The sequence below is a fragment of the Streptomyces sp. NPDC058307 genome (assembly GCF_042880295.1).
Taxonomy (GTDB): domain Bacteria; phylum Actinomycetota; class Actinomycetes; order Streptomycetales; family Streptomycetaceae; genus Streptomyces.
In genome coordinates this window covers 17,058-31,241 of sequence record NZ_JBHVYZ010000055.1, presented here as the reverse complement: position 1 = coordinate 31,241, position 14,184 = coordinate 17,058, and the positions used below count along the sequence as shown (strand labels likewise).

General features: G+C 66.8%; 6 protein-coding genes. 3 read left to right on the top strand and 3 right to left on the bottom strand.

From position 1 onward, the window contains the following. The first annotated feature begins 205 nt into the window (after positions 1 to 205). Together ACFVYN_RS31095 and ACFVYN_RS31090 are read left to right on the top strand one after the other, a co-directional pair. On the top strand, positions 206 to 1,042 hold the full coding sequence (locus tag ACFVYN_RS31095; protein WP_390004527.1) for a helix-turn-helix domain-containing protein: 837 nt from the start codon (positions 206 to 208) through the stop codon (positions 1,040 to 1,042). Between the two features lie 7 nt (positions 1,043 to 1,049). Next, positions 1,050 to 1,259, top strand: a complete 210-nt coding sequence (locus ACFVYN_RS31090; protein WP_390004524.1) for a DUF397 domain-containing protein — start codon at positions 1,050 to 1,052, stop codon at positions 1,257 to 1,259. 347 nt (positions 1,260 to 1,606) lie between these two features. Here the strand turns inward: ACFVYN_RS31090 and ACFVYN_RS31085 are convergent, their stop codons facing one another. After that, the gene (locus tag ACFVYN_RS31085; RefSeq protein ID WP_390004522.1) at positions 1,607 to 1,960 is read right to left on the bottom strand and encodes a hypothetical protein; all 354 of its coding nucleotides are present in this window, start codon (positions 1,958 to 1,960) and stop codon (positions 1,607 to 1,609) included. Positions 1,961 to 2,331: 371 nt separating this feature from the next. On the opposite strand from ACFVYN_RS31085, the gene ACFVYN_RS31080 reads away from it, so the two are divergent. Next, entirely contained in the window at positions 2,332 to 2,466 is a 135-nt protein-coding gene (locus ACFVYN_RS31080) for a hypothetical protein (protein ID WP_390004520.1), read from the top strand. 30 nt (positions 2,467 to 2,496) lie between these two features. Here the strand turns inward: ACFVYN_RS31080 and ACFVYN_RS31075 are convergent, their stop codons facing one another. Beyond that, positions 2,497 to 3,168 carry a hypothetical protein gene (locus tag ACFVYN_RS31075; RefSeq protein WP_390004518.1) on the bottom strand — a complete coding sequence of 224 codons (672 nt, stop codon included), beginning with the start codon at positions 3,166 to 3,168 and terminating at the stop codon, positions 2,497 to 2,499. 17 nt (positions 3,169 to 3,185) lie between these two features. Then, positions 3,186 to 14,165, bottom strand: coding sequence for a LamG-like jellyroll fold domain-containing protein (locus ACFVYN_RS31070; RefSeq protein ID WP_390004515.1), 10,980 nt, complete (start codon positions 14,163 to 14,165; stop codon positions 3,186 to 3,188). Positions 14,166 to 14,184 lie beyond the last annotated feature (19 nt).

The following is a 14,184-nucleotide window of genomic DNA, read 5'->3' as shown; positions in this document are numbered from 1 at the left end:
GCATGCATGAACTCCCTTTTGATGGTGGGGGGTTGGGAGCGGTGGCAGTATCGCGGCCGTCATGGCGGGACGGAGCGGTGCACTTCCGCAGAGTGCGCGCTACGTCACCGACGGTAGGGCTTTCATGTAATACATGGCAAGCGAGTCGCGTAATCTGCCCCCGAACGAGCCACCCGGGCAGGCATGTTGATCCGAGGAGCAACCGATGGTCCTGAGGCGCGAACCAACTGCGCGTCACATGCGCCTGGGGGTCGAGCTACGCAGGCTCCGCGAGGGGGCCGGGCTCACCACCATCGAGGCAGCGGCGCTGCTCGGGGCGAACCGGGTCCAGATCACCCAGATCGAATCCGGACTCGCAGGCGTGAGCGACGAACGGGTACGCCGCCTCGCATCCCACTACGACTGCACGGACCAGGAGTTCGTCGACGCCCTGGCAGTGATGGCCACCGACCGGACACGCGGCTGGTGGGAGGAGTACCGGGGGGACCTGCCCACCTCGTTCCTCGACCTCGCCGAACTGGAGCACCATGCCACCTTCCTGCACGAGGTGGCGATCCTGTACGTGCCGGGGCTGTTGCAGACCGAGGACTACGCCCGCGCCGTCTTCTCGGCCAGGGTGCCTGAACTCACCGACGACGAGCTCCAGTTGCGCGTGCGGCATCGCATGAGGCGGCAACAGAGCAGCGTCACCTACGAGTCGGTGATCCACGAGTCGGCCCTGCGCATCAGGGTCAGTGACCGGGCCGCCTGTCGGGCACAGCTCATCAGACTTCTGGAACTCTCCGAAGCGGACAACATCACCATCCGCGCCATCCCCTTCGATTTGGACGGCTTCGCCTCAGCCGCCAGCACCATGACGTACGCAGGTGGCCCGGTTTCCAAACTGGACACCGTGGTGCGTGACGTACCGCACGGCTCGGCCTTCATCGACTCCGAGGCACAACTCACCGCCTTTCGAACGCGCTTCCGTAAGGTGGAAGCCGTATCACTCGACCCCGGACAGACGCGTGACTTCATCAACCGGCTGGCGAAAGAGCTGTGAGGCACCCATGGACAACTGGCGGAAGTCGTCCTACTCAGGTCCCGACGACGGCAACAACTGCGTCGAGATCTCAACCCGCCCCACCCACATAGCCGTCCGCGACTCCAAGATCCCGACCCGGGCCACGCTCACGTTCCGGAAGGGAGCCTTCACCGCCTTCGTCGAGACCGTCAGGACAGATACGGGACACCTGCACGCCGCGGTGGAGGCGAACTGAGACCGGGAGGAGCGCCGCCCATGCCGGCCCCAGACATCGCCGTGGGAGCCTTATCGTGATGGCCGTGATTTCGCAGAACCTGTAGAGCCTTCTGAACAGCCGTTGACTGTTCAAGGCTGCATGCCGGGCAGTGCGGGCACAGGTCCTGCTCTCCACCAGGAGTTGCCAGAGCAGTCGACGGCTGGTGGTCTCCCCGTAGGTCAACGACCTATCCGACTACCCCACAGGTGTGGCACACCGCGATGTGCTGCATCGCTCCGCTTTCCTTATTGGTCACCTAGCCTCGACATCTTTCTTGCTGCCTTGTAGTCGAGTACCGGCGGGTTGGCTGCCCGTTCCCCTACCACTCAGCTCTCCGGAACCCCGGCCAGATATTCGATGAGCTCTTCCAGGAATTTTTCGAAAAATTCGTTTCCGATAATACAGTCATCGAACTGACCGTACATGTCGCCAATCTTCACACGCTGCCCGTTCAGGCGTTCAGAACTGGCGCCGGGTGTGCCCAATACGTACTCCGCACCATACTCGCGCGCCATTCGCCTCCATTCACGAAGATACGTCGAAGCGCTCTGCCGACTGAGACCGAACGGAATGATCAGCGTTTCAAGTGCAAGAACAGTATTCTTGGGAATTTCAGGCACGACCGACAGTGTTACCAATTCATCGCTGTCCACTTCAAAGCGCCACGCGACATCGGCCACGGTCTACCCTCCATCGGGGAAGAAGGTTGACGGTGTGTAGGAGTACTCCTCCGCCCCTGTACGTTCCCTGAGTGAAGAGCTCCACTCCCGCTGACATAACGTCGCCCTCAGACCAACTCGCTGCGAAGAAGGTGAGTCGTGCGCTAGCTACCTTCTGCAGCGTGTTCCTGTCTGGGCGGAGTGCGCCAACCGTACCGCGATAGTCGCAGTTCCATCGGCGTTGGTAACCAACTCGCCGTTTATGAAGCAGTTTCCGGCACACCCCAGTCTAGTCCGGATGTGTTCGAGCCGCCGAGCTGTGCACCCTGCACGTGTGCTCGGTTTCACCCCCTACCGCTCTATGCGGACGGCGACGAGGAGCGATTCGACAGGTGGCGGAAGAACTGCGCGACCTCATCTACGGTATCGACGACACCGCTCTTGCGCACAACGGGTTCTGGGAGAACCTCTGCGACGACGTAGCGATCGGGGACTATGCGGACTGGGATGAAATCTTCGGATCCTAAACACCGAGATCTCAAATCCAGGCTCACTCATCAATCCACCGGAAATGCCGTGAGAGCTAAAGTCATCTCATTGCTATATTCATCACAGAGTTCCAACAGTTGGCGACCCAATACAGAAGAGAGGAGCTCCTCATTGACTGAAGAAGCCAGGATGGCCTCATGGCAGGCCCCTTCAACTACCAGATTCCTCGTACCGAAGTACCCCATGCCATATGAGGTGAACCGCTCGTCAACACCGGCAAGGTAGCGCTCACGATCCACCTCGCCCGCGACCACCGTGAGCGAGTTCTCCATGTATTTATCGAGGTAATCAGCCAACTCTCGGGCAAGGGAAATCACCTTGTCGGTCTGGGCTTCGCTTAGCTCTCCCAGCGCATCCCCAAGCATGAGCCAGCCATTAATGGCCTCCAGCTGAAAACTTTGTGCGAATTCTGGCTCAATCTCGGACTGGAACAACGGTGCAGCGTGAAGGTCAATCACAGCCTGTTGTAGTTCTCTATTAACCTCTCCATCCATCTGCGCTTCCCCACTTCGAAGCAGGGCGTTCATAACGGAAGCTTCGACTCCCCAACTCTCCGGCATCGGGATGCCTACGAGTGGCCTCTCCAACCTGCGCAGCGCAAGGTAGGCAGCCTGGTTGCGCTGCCTTCGCGACATGGCGCGAATCTGAGTTGACAGCGTTTCGTCGTCGCGCCAGTCCATTTAACTCGCCACTCCGTTCATCGATAACCCGCTGCTGCCAAGAAGTTCGTCCATGCTTCATGCCCTCTCCAGACATACATGGACTGCCCTGGAATCTTCGCGCTGGTGCCAAGGGTGACTGGCCCCGCCATCTCCGCGCCTACCTGGCCCAGGAAGTCTTCACAGCCGTCAGGAGCACAGGCATTACGTGACACTCCGCCAGCAACTGGTGTCAGGTTGTTTTGTGCCATGTGATGAACGGCTGTCGCCTCAGCATGAGCACCTTCCATGTTGGCCGCGACCTCAATGTCACCACGTCCCAGCGAGTCGATGTAGTCAACCTGCGCCTTCTCCAATCCTCGGCCAGCACCTGAAACGACGTGCACGAGTGAACCATCAGTTCTACGAGCAGCAGTCACCGCGGTGGTCCTGAAGACGTCCCGTGCAAACGGGCTTTGAATCTGGTTGTGGATATCGTCAGCAAGCGACTTAGCTCCTGCTGCGATTTCCTCCTCATCGCAGTTGTGGACGAGGACTGGGGTATCGCCTGCCTCCACATAGTAGGTGTGCAGGCTGCCGATGGTCAGGTCGTACGTCGTGGTGTTCGCGTGGTACAGCCGGACACCGGTGATCTCGGCTGTTCCGGTCGGCGTCTGGAGGACGTCGCCGGGCTTCAGGTTCTTGGCGTCGACGAACGCCGACTGGGTCTCGTCGTAGAAGGGGTGGTGGAAGGTCGTCGTCAGGTGTGCGCCCTGCACATCCGGCGGCGTCCCAGCCGTCTTAGGCGTTTCGTCAGACGTCGTCGCCGACGAGACCGCCGCGACCGTCTTGGTCGCCGGCTCCTGAGCGGTGCCGTGGCCGTGGCTCGCCGCCAGCGCCCCCAGGACCGCCGCCGACGCCGCCAACCCGAACGCCGCCTTGCGGGCGACCTTCTTGGCCAGCGACTTCGCCCCCGCCTTCGCACTCTTCTTTGCAGCGGAGTCGGCCGTCGCCTTGATGGTCAGGTCCACGAAGTCGTGGTCCGTGTGCGTCACGATCACCGCGGTGACCTTGTGCGCCTCCGTGCCCGCAAGCCCCGGCACCGAGTTGGCGATCGTATCGCCCACCTTCAGCTTGCCGATCGCCTTGGTCGTGCCGTCTGCCATCAGCACCTGGGTCGATCCCGTGAAGCTGTGTTTCTGAGGAATCGGGCAACTACCCGACCGGGACTGCGACCTCGACCCCGCCCCCTCGGCCTCCGCCGCCGAAGCCGCCTCGTCCGTGGCGTCCGCCGCCCCGGTCTCCCCGGCCTCGGTCGCGCCCTTGCCGAACAGCCCGCCCACGACCTCCATCGCCTTCGGCGCCGCCTTCGCCAGGAGCTTGCCGCCCAGGGAACCCAGTGCGCCGCCCACCGCACCGGCCACCGCGCCCTCGACCGCCGAGCCCGCGAAGGCTCCGACACTGCAGTCGCTGCCGCCGTTGTCCGCGCACTTGAAGCCCTGTTCGACCAGGGAGCCGGCCGCGCCCGCCAAGGCCGCGCAGCCGATCGTGCCCACGCCCCACGTCGCCGCCTCGCAGCCCGCGAACACCGCCGTCGAGACCACGATCGACGTGATCGCCGCCGCGTGGTTCTTCACGAACTTCGCGGTCGTCTTCACCGCCTTGACCGTCGCGTGATACGCGGTACGCGTCGCATGCGCGACCGCTTTCGCCGCCTTCTTCACCGCGTGGGCGACCTTGTGCGCCGCCTTCTTCACCGCGTGGACCACGCGGTGCGCCACCTTCGACACCTTGTGATACGCCGTATGGACCGCGTGAACCGACGCATGGTAGATGCGTTTCACGTGCCGGACCGTGTAGTGGTAGACCCGCCGCGTCACCCGCTGCGTCGCCCGGTACACGTCCCGCACCTGGTGCACCACCTTGTGCGCCGCGTGCTTGACCGCGTGGACGACCTTGCGGGCCACGTGCTTGGCCGCGTGGTAGACGGCCTTCGCGACGTGCTTGACCTTCTTCGCCACGTGCTTGACGGCCTGCGTCTCGCAGGAACCCGTCCACCAGGAGCAGTGACCCGACTCGTCCGTGCCCACCAGCGGGTTGTCGTCGACGTACGCGAACGGGTTCGCCGCCGCCGAGTCCGGTGTCGGGCTCGGTGAGACGCTGTCCTTGTTCAGGAACTCGCCCGTGTTCGGGTTGTACCAGCGTGACGCCGTACCGACGTCACCCGTCCCCGGTTCCGTCCAGCCCGACTGGAAGCCCAGATGACCGATCAGCGACGCCACCGACGTCACCTTGCCCAGCGGGTCGTACGTCGCCGAGCCCGACAGTGAGGTGGCACCGGACGTGAAGGTGCCCACCACGTCGTCGTGCAGGTCCGTCAGGGCCAGGGCGCCCGATGAGGCGCCCGTCTGCTTCACGCCGACCAGGCCGCCCGACGGGTCGTACGTGTACGACGCGTCGCCGTCCGTCGCGATCGTGTTGTCCGCGCCCGAATAGGTGAAGGTCCGGGTCGTGGACGCACCCGTGTCCGTGTCGGTGATGTTCCGGCCCAGCGCGTCCAGCGTGTACGACTGCGCGCCGGCCACGATCTGGCCGCCGAACGCGTCCGCCTTGAAGGCAGCCGTTCCGCCCGCTGTCGACGACTCCTGCGTCATCGTGCCGCGCGCCGAGTACGTGTACGAGTTGGTGCCGTCCGAGGTCAGCTGGTCCCGTGCGTCGTACGTGTACACGTTCGAGCCGACCCGCACCCGGTTGCCCGAGGCGTCGTACTGGTACGCCGTCGTGGTCGTGCCGTTGTTCCACGAGGTCAGGCGGTCCGACCAGTCGTAGGTGTACGTGTTCGCCGACGCGCCCGTCACGCCCGCCGTCGTCTTCGACGTCAGGTTGCCGTTGTTGTCGTAGCCGTAGGTGAAGCTCGACAGGGTCGAGGCGCCCTGCACCAGGACGTCGCTGGACAGTTCGTGCGCGCTGTTGTAGTTGAACGTGCGGGTCTGGCCGGTGCTGCCGTACTTGACGGTCTTGACGTTGTTCAACTGGTCGTAGGTGTACGTCAGATGGGTGCCGCTCGCCGCGTCGTCCAGGGAGGACAGCCGGCCCGCCGTGTCGTAGCCGTACGACTGCGTGCCCGCCGCGTCCGTCCGGCTCAGCATCGAACCGTTGTTGTCGTACGTGAAGTTCGACGAACCCGCCGAACCGGAGGCGGACAGGACGTCACCGCGGTCGTCGTAGGTGAACGCGTCGTGTGTGGACGCCTGGTGGTCCACGGCGCCGGTCGTGCCCGCCTCGTCCGTGTCCGCGGACGTCACCCGGCCGTCCGCGTCGTAGGAGAAGGTGTGCTTCGCCGAGGCCGCCTCCGCGCCCGAGCCCGACATCGTCTTCAGCTGGTCGTTGGCGTCGTACGTCATCGACGTCGTGACACCGCCGGGCGCGGTGGCCGAGGTGGTGTTGCCGTCCGCGTCGTAGGCGAGGGTCGTCGTGGAGTCGGCGGCCGAGGTGTACTGGGACGTCGTCGGCTCGATCACCTTCTCCTGCTGGCCCCACGGGGTGTAGCCGTAGCGCCAGGAGTTGCCTCGGCCGTCCGTGAAGCGCGTGCGGTTGCCCGCCTGGTCGTAGCCGAAGGACGTGGTGATCGACGTCGTCGCGTCGACCGGCTCCACCTGCTGGGTGATCGTGCCCGCCGCGTCGTACGTCCAGTGCGTGGTGTGCTGGTTGGCGTCCGTCGCCGCGACCAGGTTGCCGTTGCCGTCGTACTGCTGCGAAGTGCCGTACAGATAGGCGCCGTTGGAGTCGTAGCTGCGGGTCGCCGTCGGGTCGTCGTCGACGTTGTAGTCGGTGACCGTGTAACTGCCGTCAGCCAGAGTCGTCTTGGTGTTGTTGTCCTCGAAGTCGTAGGCGTAGGAGGTGGAGTTGCCCGCACCGTCGGTCACCGAGGTGACGTCACCCGCCCGGTTGTAGGCGTACGACGAGGTCACTCCGCCCGGGCTCTGCACCGACGCCGTGTGCGCGCCGTAGGGGTTGCCGGTGGTGACGCCGTAGGAGTAGTTCGTCGTCAGTGTGCGCGTGGAGGGGTAGCGCTCCAGGGTGGTGGAGGTGACCTGGCGGCCCAGGTAGTCGAAGGTCGCCTGGGTCTGCGCGCCCGTGCCGTCCGTCGCCGTGCGCTGCTCGCCGTTGGCGTCGTAGGTGGCGTGGGTCTTGGTGCCGTCGGGCTCGGTGATCTGGGCGAGGTCGCCCAGCTGGTCGTAGAGGTAGGAGGTGGTCCTGCCGCCGGGTGTCGTCTCGCCGGTCTGGTTGCCCTCGCTGTCGTACGTCCAGACGGTGGTGCCCGCGTTGGGAGTCGACGCCCCCGCGGGGGTGTACGACGGGAGGGTCTCGCTGACCTTGTTGCCGTTGGCGTCGTACGCCGTGGTGGTGACCAGGCCGTTCGGGTCCTTCTCGGCGACGGCCTCGCCGAAGGTGTTGAAGCCGCTGTAGGTGACCGGACGGACCGTCACGGCGTTCGCGGCGATGCCGTCGGCCTCCGCCTGGACCGCCGGTGCGGTGGTGGCGGCGAGGTTGCCGGCCTCGTCGTAGTCGTAGTTGGTGGTGTGCTGCTCGGGGTCCGTCTCGGACACGGGCAGGCCGCGCTTGTCGTATGTGTACTTGGTGGTCTGCTGGTCCGAGGAGCCCACCGTGCCACCACTGCGGCCCTTGCCGTAGAGGGAGGAGATCTCACTCGCCGACAGCGCCCGCTGGTAGGTCTGGACGTTGCTGACCGCACCGTTGACGGCGTTGCTGACGGTGCCGCCGGCGGTCTTCGCGCCGCCGATGGACAGCGGGCCGGTGCCGCTCCACGGTGCGGCGTTGCTGGCGGAGCCCGCGAGGGCGCCGTTGACGTACAGGCTCATGGTGCCCGTCGACGCGTCGAAGTCGCCGACCAGGTGGGTCCAGGTGTTCAGCGCGGGGGTGCCGGAGGCGGCGGCGGTGTAGTACGCCGACGGGGCGGCGGAGGTGTCCTGGCTGGGCGAGATGAGACGGAAGACGCCCGTGGTGGAGGCGTACTGGAGGTAGAAGGAGGAGCGGTTGGTGCCGCCCTGGGAGACGAAGGTGCGGAAGGTCGAGGTGTCCGACAGCTTCACCCATGCGGAGACCGTGTAGGAGGCGCTGGTGTCCAGGACCGGGCTGTCGGTGGCGATGATGTCGCCGTTGCCGCTGGTGTCGCCGCTGAACTGGGCGGCGTCGTCCGACCAGGTCACGCCCGATCCGGCGGTGGCGGTGTTGCCGGTGCCGGCCGCGTCGGTGACGCTGCGGCCGCTCGTCTGGTTCAGCTTCCACCAGCCGGCCGGGTGGCCGGAGGCGTCGCCGTACAGGGTCTCGCTGAGGACGTTGCCCATGTCGTCGTACGTGTCGGTCGTGGTGCGGTCGTAACCGGTCGCGTCGTGATCGTTCTCCGACGCGACCTGGTCGTCCGGCGTGTACGACATGGTCGACACGCGGTCGACTCCGGTCGGGTCGACGGTGGTGGAGGTCGTGCGGTCGGAGGCGTCGACCGTGTACTGGGTGACGTTCTCGCCGTTGTCGGTCGTCTGGGCGAGCAGGTTGCCGGCCGCGTCGTAGGTGTCCGACTCCAGGGTGTAGGTGCTCGACCCGTCGGAGCTGGTCTTCTTCACCGTCGCCGTGAGGCCGTCGTCGGTATAGGTGTACGACGTCTTCGCGCCCAGCGCATCGGTGATCGAGGCCAGCCGCCCGGCCGGGTCGTAGGCGCGGGAGGACTCGACGAGCGAGGTCGCGGTCTGCGGGCTGACCGGGTCGCCGGTGTACATCAGGGCCTGGGTGAGCAGGTTGCCGTTGTCGTCGTAGGTGTAGTCGGTCTCGTTGCCGGCGCTCGTCACCTCCTTGGTCTTGTTGCCGGAGGTGTCGTAGGTGTACGTCGTCGTGTTGCCGTAGGACGTGCCCGCGGCGACGTTGGCGTCGGACTCGGTCAGCAGCCGGTCGTAGGCGTCGTAGGTCTGCGTCTCGGTGCGCGAGGCGTCGCCGCCCCTGGCGTCGGACACGGTCTGGGAGAGGACGTCGCCGTCGTCGTCGTAGACCGTGCCGGAGACGGCCGCGTGCGTGGCGCCCTGGACGCGGTCGGTGATCTGCGGGTCGCTCTCGGAGGTCACCTGGCCGTTCTTGTCGTACGTGTAGGTGGTCGTGAGCCCGTTCGGGTAGGTGTCGGAGACGACCTTCTGGGTCAGGACCTGGCCCACGCCGTCGTAGGTGTACGACGTGACCAGGCCGATGGCGTCCGTGGTGGAGGCGACGTCGCCGTTCGCGAAGTACGACACCGAGTTGACCGCGCCGCCGGGGCTGACGGTCTTCACCGGCAGGCCCTTGGGGACCACCCCGCCGTCGGCGGACGGGTAGGTGCTGGTGCCGTCGCTGTAGACGGTGGTCGTCGCGCGGCCGCTCGGGAAACCGGGCACGGCCGGGCCGGTGACGACGGTCTGGTTGCCCGCCGAGTCGTAGGTGTACGACGTCAGATAGGTGGTGTCGGTCGCGGACGCCGAGCGGCCGTCGCGCTCGGTCAGCAGCTGGTCGTTGCGCGGGTCGGCGGTGGTCAGCTGGGCGGTCGTGTCGTCCGGGTAGTACGTGTAGTACTCGGTGTTGCACTTGTTCGCGACCTGGTCCTGGCAGTTCGTGGACGAGACGATGTTGCCGCGCACGTCGTGGCCGGTGGTGGTGACCGCGCCGTTGGGGTCGGTGACGGTGTGCTCGAAACCGGCCGTGTCGTAGCCGAAGCTGGTCTTGTTGCCGAGGCCGTCGGTCTCGGTCAGGGCGCGGTTGCCGTTGGTGACGTCGTAGGTGTTGGTCAGCGTGGACGTCGTCGGCGAGGTCACCTTGACCGTCTCGACCGGAAGCAGGCCGGTGGAGTTCTTGGCGGCCTCGACATGCGCGGCGACGTCGGCGGCGGTGAGCGCCGAGTGGTAGAAGGCGGCGTCCGCGATGGAACCGGTGAAGTGGCTGACGTCCGCCGGGGAGTCGAGCCAGGCCTTGGAGAACCCGGCGCCGAGGTAGACGTGGTTGTAGGTCTGGTCGGCCGGGGTGCCGGAGTAGCCGGCCTGCTTGACGCCGTCCAGGTACAGGGTCTGGGTGGCGCCGGAGGCCGTGAGGGCCACGTGGTGCCAGGTGTTGTCGGTGACCGTCCCGGTCGAGCCGAACGCGGTCGTGGCGGAGCCGCTGCCCGAGTAGTAGTGGCCGTGCAGCTTGTTGTCGGTGCCGACGTACAGCAGGGGCGCGTAGGTGCCGGAGGTGGCGGTCGCGCCGGATATCGCCGCCGACTGGGCACCGACGATGACGCCCTGGCTCGCCGTCTTGAACCAGAGTTCGAGACTGCGGTCGCTGGTGCCGAACTGCACGGAGGTCGGCAGTTCGGTGTACGAGGTGCTGCCGTTGTAGGTCGTGGCCTTGGCGTCGCTGAAGGGGCCCGTCGCGCCGAGCGTCACGGCGCTGTAGGTGCCGTTGCCGCCGTGCACCTCGTTGACGGCCGTGGTCGCCCCGGCCGCTTCACCGAGCCGGTAGTAACCGGCGGGCCCCGCGCCGAGCACCGCGCCCCGGTAGGTCTGGCTGGAGCCGGTGACCGTGGGCGCGGCGAGCTTCCAGACGCCGCCGTTCTCGTCGGTGAGCTGGGTCAGCGTCGTGGTCGCCGGGTCGTACGTCATCGCCGCGAAGGTCTTGCCCGAGGGCCGCTTGACCGAGGTGAGCAGGTTCGCGGAGTGGGTGCCGTACTGGTAGAGGGAGTTGACGTCGGCGGCGACCAACGGCCGTCCGTACCACGCGACGTCGGCGATCGAACCGGTGAAGTACGTCGCGTACCCGGTGGCGTCGCTGGAGCTGCTGTGCGGTTCGTCCGGCCAGCTGCCGCCGAGGAACCCGGTGCCGAGGTAGTTGAAGACCTGGTTCTTGCCGAAGGCCACCGCGCTCTTGATGGAGACGGTGCCGGAGCGTGAACCGACCTTCGTGTTGTCCAGGAACAGCGACTGCGAGTTGCCCGCCGCGCTCAGCACCACGTGGTGCCACTTGCCGTCGGCCACGGACGCCGAGGACACGATCGGGTTGATGCCGCCGCTGTACCAGAACTCGGCGTTCAGCTTGCCGTCGGTGCCGACGTAGATCGACGGGGTGTAGAAGCCGCCGGCCTGTCCGGAGCCGATCGGCTGGGAGGCGTAGGAGTAGAGCACGCCTGGTCCGGCCGAGGTCTTGAACCACAGGGACAGGGCGCCCGAGTCGGTGTCGTTGCCGGTGTTCTTGGGCAGCGCGACGTCGGAGGTGGTGCCGTTGAAGGAGGCGGCGGTGGAGGAGGAGCCGGTGAGCGGGCCGGCCGCGCCGAGCGTCACGTTCTCGTACGTGGCGTTCTTGGTGCCCTCGTTGGCGAGGACCGCGTCCTTGGCGGTGGTGCCGGAGCTCTCGGTGAGCGGCCAGGCGGCGCTCGGGTCGAGGTCGAGGGAGGCGTTCTGGTACTGCGAGCCGGTCGTGTAGCCGTACGTCGTGCACTTCGTCGTCGACAGCGGGGCGCACACGGTCGTCAACTGGTCGCCGGAGTAACCGTAGGTCCAGGTCAGCGCGGACGAGGAGTCCTTGGAGTCGACCAGGTCGGTGGTGACGGTGGCGACGTGCGCGGCCAGGGCGCCGGTCGGCGTGGACCAGGCGAAGTTCAGGGAGCGACCGGAGACTGCGGACTTCATCTTGGTGACGTGTCCGCCGGCCCAGGTCAGCGTGATGGCACGCCCGTTGGCGTCGGTGACGGTGGTGAGGCCGTAACCGCCCGAACCCAGTGAGGTGGTGAAGGCGTAGACCGTGTCGTCCTTGTCGGTCAGGCGGTAGCCGCCGGTGACCGTGGTGAACGTGGCCCAGCGGCCGGTCCCCGGTGCGAAGGTGCCGTCGCTGTTCTTGCCGTAGCCGACCTGGGAGCCGTCCGGGTAGGTGACGTTGACGCCGGTGACGGTCCCGGCGGCGTTGTACTGCTCGGTGGCGCGGGCGTCGAGGATGGACGACCAGCCGGCTCCGAAGGCGCCGGTCCAGCGCGGGTCACGGGAGTTGTAGTCGCGCTCGACGTCCAGGGACGGGCCGACGGTCGAGATCGAGGCGTCGGTGTCGGAGGTCGTGTAGTTGCCTATCGAGGCGTCGAAACCGTGGTCACTGCTGTTCTGCGAGAGGCCCGAGGTGATGACGGGCTGGGGTACCTGGACGGACAACTCATAGGGATTCGCGGGTGAGTAGAGCCCGGTCGTGGAGTCGTACGCCTGCACCTGCCAGGTGTAGTTCTTGCCCCAGGCCAGCTTCCCGGCCGGCACGGTCCAGTCGCCGGTGGAGACGAGGCCCGAGTCGGCGACCAGGGCATTGTTCGCGTCGTAGACCTTGAACTGGTACTGGCCGGCGCTGCCGCTGGAGTTGGCGCCGCCCGCCCAGGCGGTGAGTTCCGGGGTGGTGGTGCCGACGACCGCGTTGTCGGCGGGGAACTGCTCGTAGAGCTGCGGGGCGGTGTTCCCGGTGTAGTTGACGACGATGTACGGGCCGAACGAGGGGGGGTCGTTGAACGATCCGAACTGCTTCCAGTGCAGGGCGTCGCTGTTCGACGCGTACACCGCGAGGCCGTGGTCGGCCGTGGAGCCGCTGAACCAGCCCTGGATCGCGGAGGTCGACAGGGAGACGCTGACCCAGTCGCCGACCGAGCGGTCCGCGGCCGTGTTCGCGCAGGCGTTGGACACGGTCGGGGTCGCGTTGCCTATGGAGGAGCCGTAGGTCGGGCCGGGGTAACTGGTGACGCCCTCGGGCGTCCACGCCTGGGTGACCAGGGCTACGTCGAACCGTTCGGCGGTGCAGGTCGAGGCCCAGGTGTCGAACAGGTGCAGGCTGGCCGAGGTGACGGTCGCGCCGCTCGCGTCCCAGGCGGTGTCCCAGTGGTTGACGTAACCGGCGGCGGAGTGCGTGCCCGAGTCGTACGAGCCGACCTTGATCGTCTGCTCGTAGGAGTGGTCGCCGGCCGCGCCCGACTCCGCGTAGGTGGTCGTCCAGCCGTCGGTGACGGACGGGTCGACGGTGACGGGGAAGACGCGGTGCGCGTCCTTCAGCCAGGCCTCGTCGAGGGTGATCCTCAGCGCGTAACCGCCGCTGCTCCGCACGAGGGTCGTGGTCACGTCGTGCGTGGTGGTGGGGTCACCGGAGCGCGGATCGACCTTCGAGTCGTAGGCGTACGACGAAGGGATGCGCTCTACGGTCTTCCCGGCGCCGTCGCGCAGGACGATCGAGCCGTCCTTGTGCTGGACCGGGGTGAGTCCCTTGAGGTGGAGCGGGAAGGTCCAGGAGTTGCCGGCGTCCGCGGAGTGCAGGACGACCGCTTCCTTCACACCGGTGGCGGTGGGGGCGACCTGGAGATCGGTGTCGGCGAGGACACCGGCGTAGGTGACGCGCGAGCCGTCGGCGGTGCCCTTGACGGACTGTGCGCCCTTCAGCTCGTAGGCGACGGAGTGCTGTGCGTCGGGAGCCAGGGAGACGAGGTCGGAGTCATCGGCCTGCGCGGCGAGGTCGACGCCGACGGAGTTGGCCTTCTCGTACCAGCGCCCGTCCGGCCCGGCCCGGACGTCCACGTCGATGGGCGCCCATCTGCCCTTACCGACCTGGTAGTTGACGATCGTGGGGTAGATCCGTCTGGTGGTCGTTCCGTCGGCGTTGTCGTACACGGTGTCGGTGGGTGAGGACTTGCCGGCGTCCCGCTTGCTGGTCTTCGCGTTGAAGCCGCTGCCGCCGACGGCGCTCTTGCCCCGCTTCACGGACGCCTGGTGCGCGTGGTACGCGGAGAGCTCGCCCTTGCCCTTGCCCGGCTGACGGCCCGCGCCCCGGTGGGCCTCGGTGGCCGAGGCCGGCACATGGTGCCGCTTGCCCGCCGCCGTGCCCGACTCCTGCGCCGGCAGTCGGCCCCAGTGCGGGTCCTTCAGCCAGGCCGTGACCGAGGACAGACGCGGCAACGAGAGGTCCACCGCGTGCAGTTCGGCCCCGGCGGCCATCGCCGACTGTGTCGTCCACATGCAGGCGAACACGGTCAGC

Bases quoted from the DNA above. Each gene is read 5' to 3' on its own strand.
- ACFVYN_RS31095 (WP_390004527.1), top strand. From the start codon at position 206: ATGGTCCTGAGGCGCGAACCAACTGCGCGTCACATGCGCCTGGGGGTC.
- ACFVYN_RS31090 (WP_390004524.1), top strand. From the start codon at position 1,050: ATGGACAACTGGCGGAAGTCGTCCTACTCAGGTCCCGACGACGGCAAC.
- ACFVYN_RS31075 (WP_390004518.1), bottom strand. From the start codon at position 3,168: ATGGACTGGCGCGACGACGAAACGCTGTCAACTCAGATTCGCGCCATG.
- ACFVYN_RS31070 (WP_390004515.1), bottom strand. From the start codon at position 14,165: ATGTGGACGACACAGTCGGCGATGGCCGCCGGGGCCGAACTGCACGCG.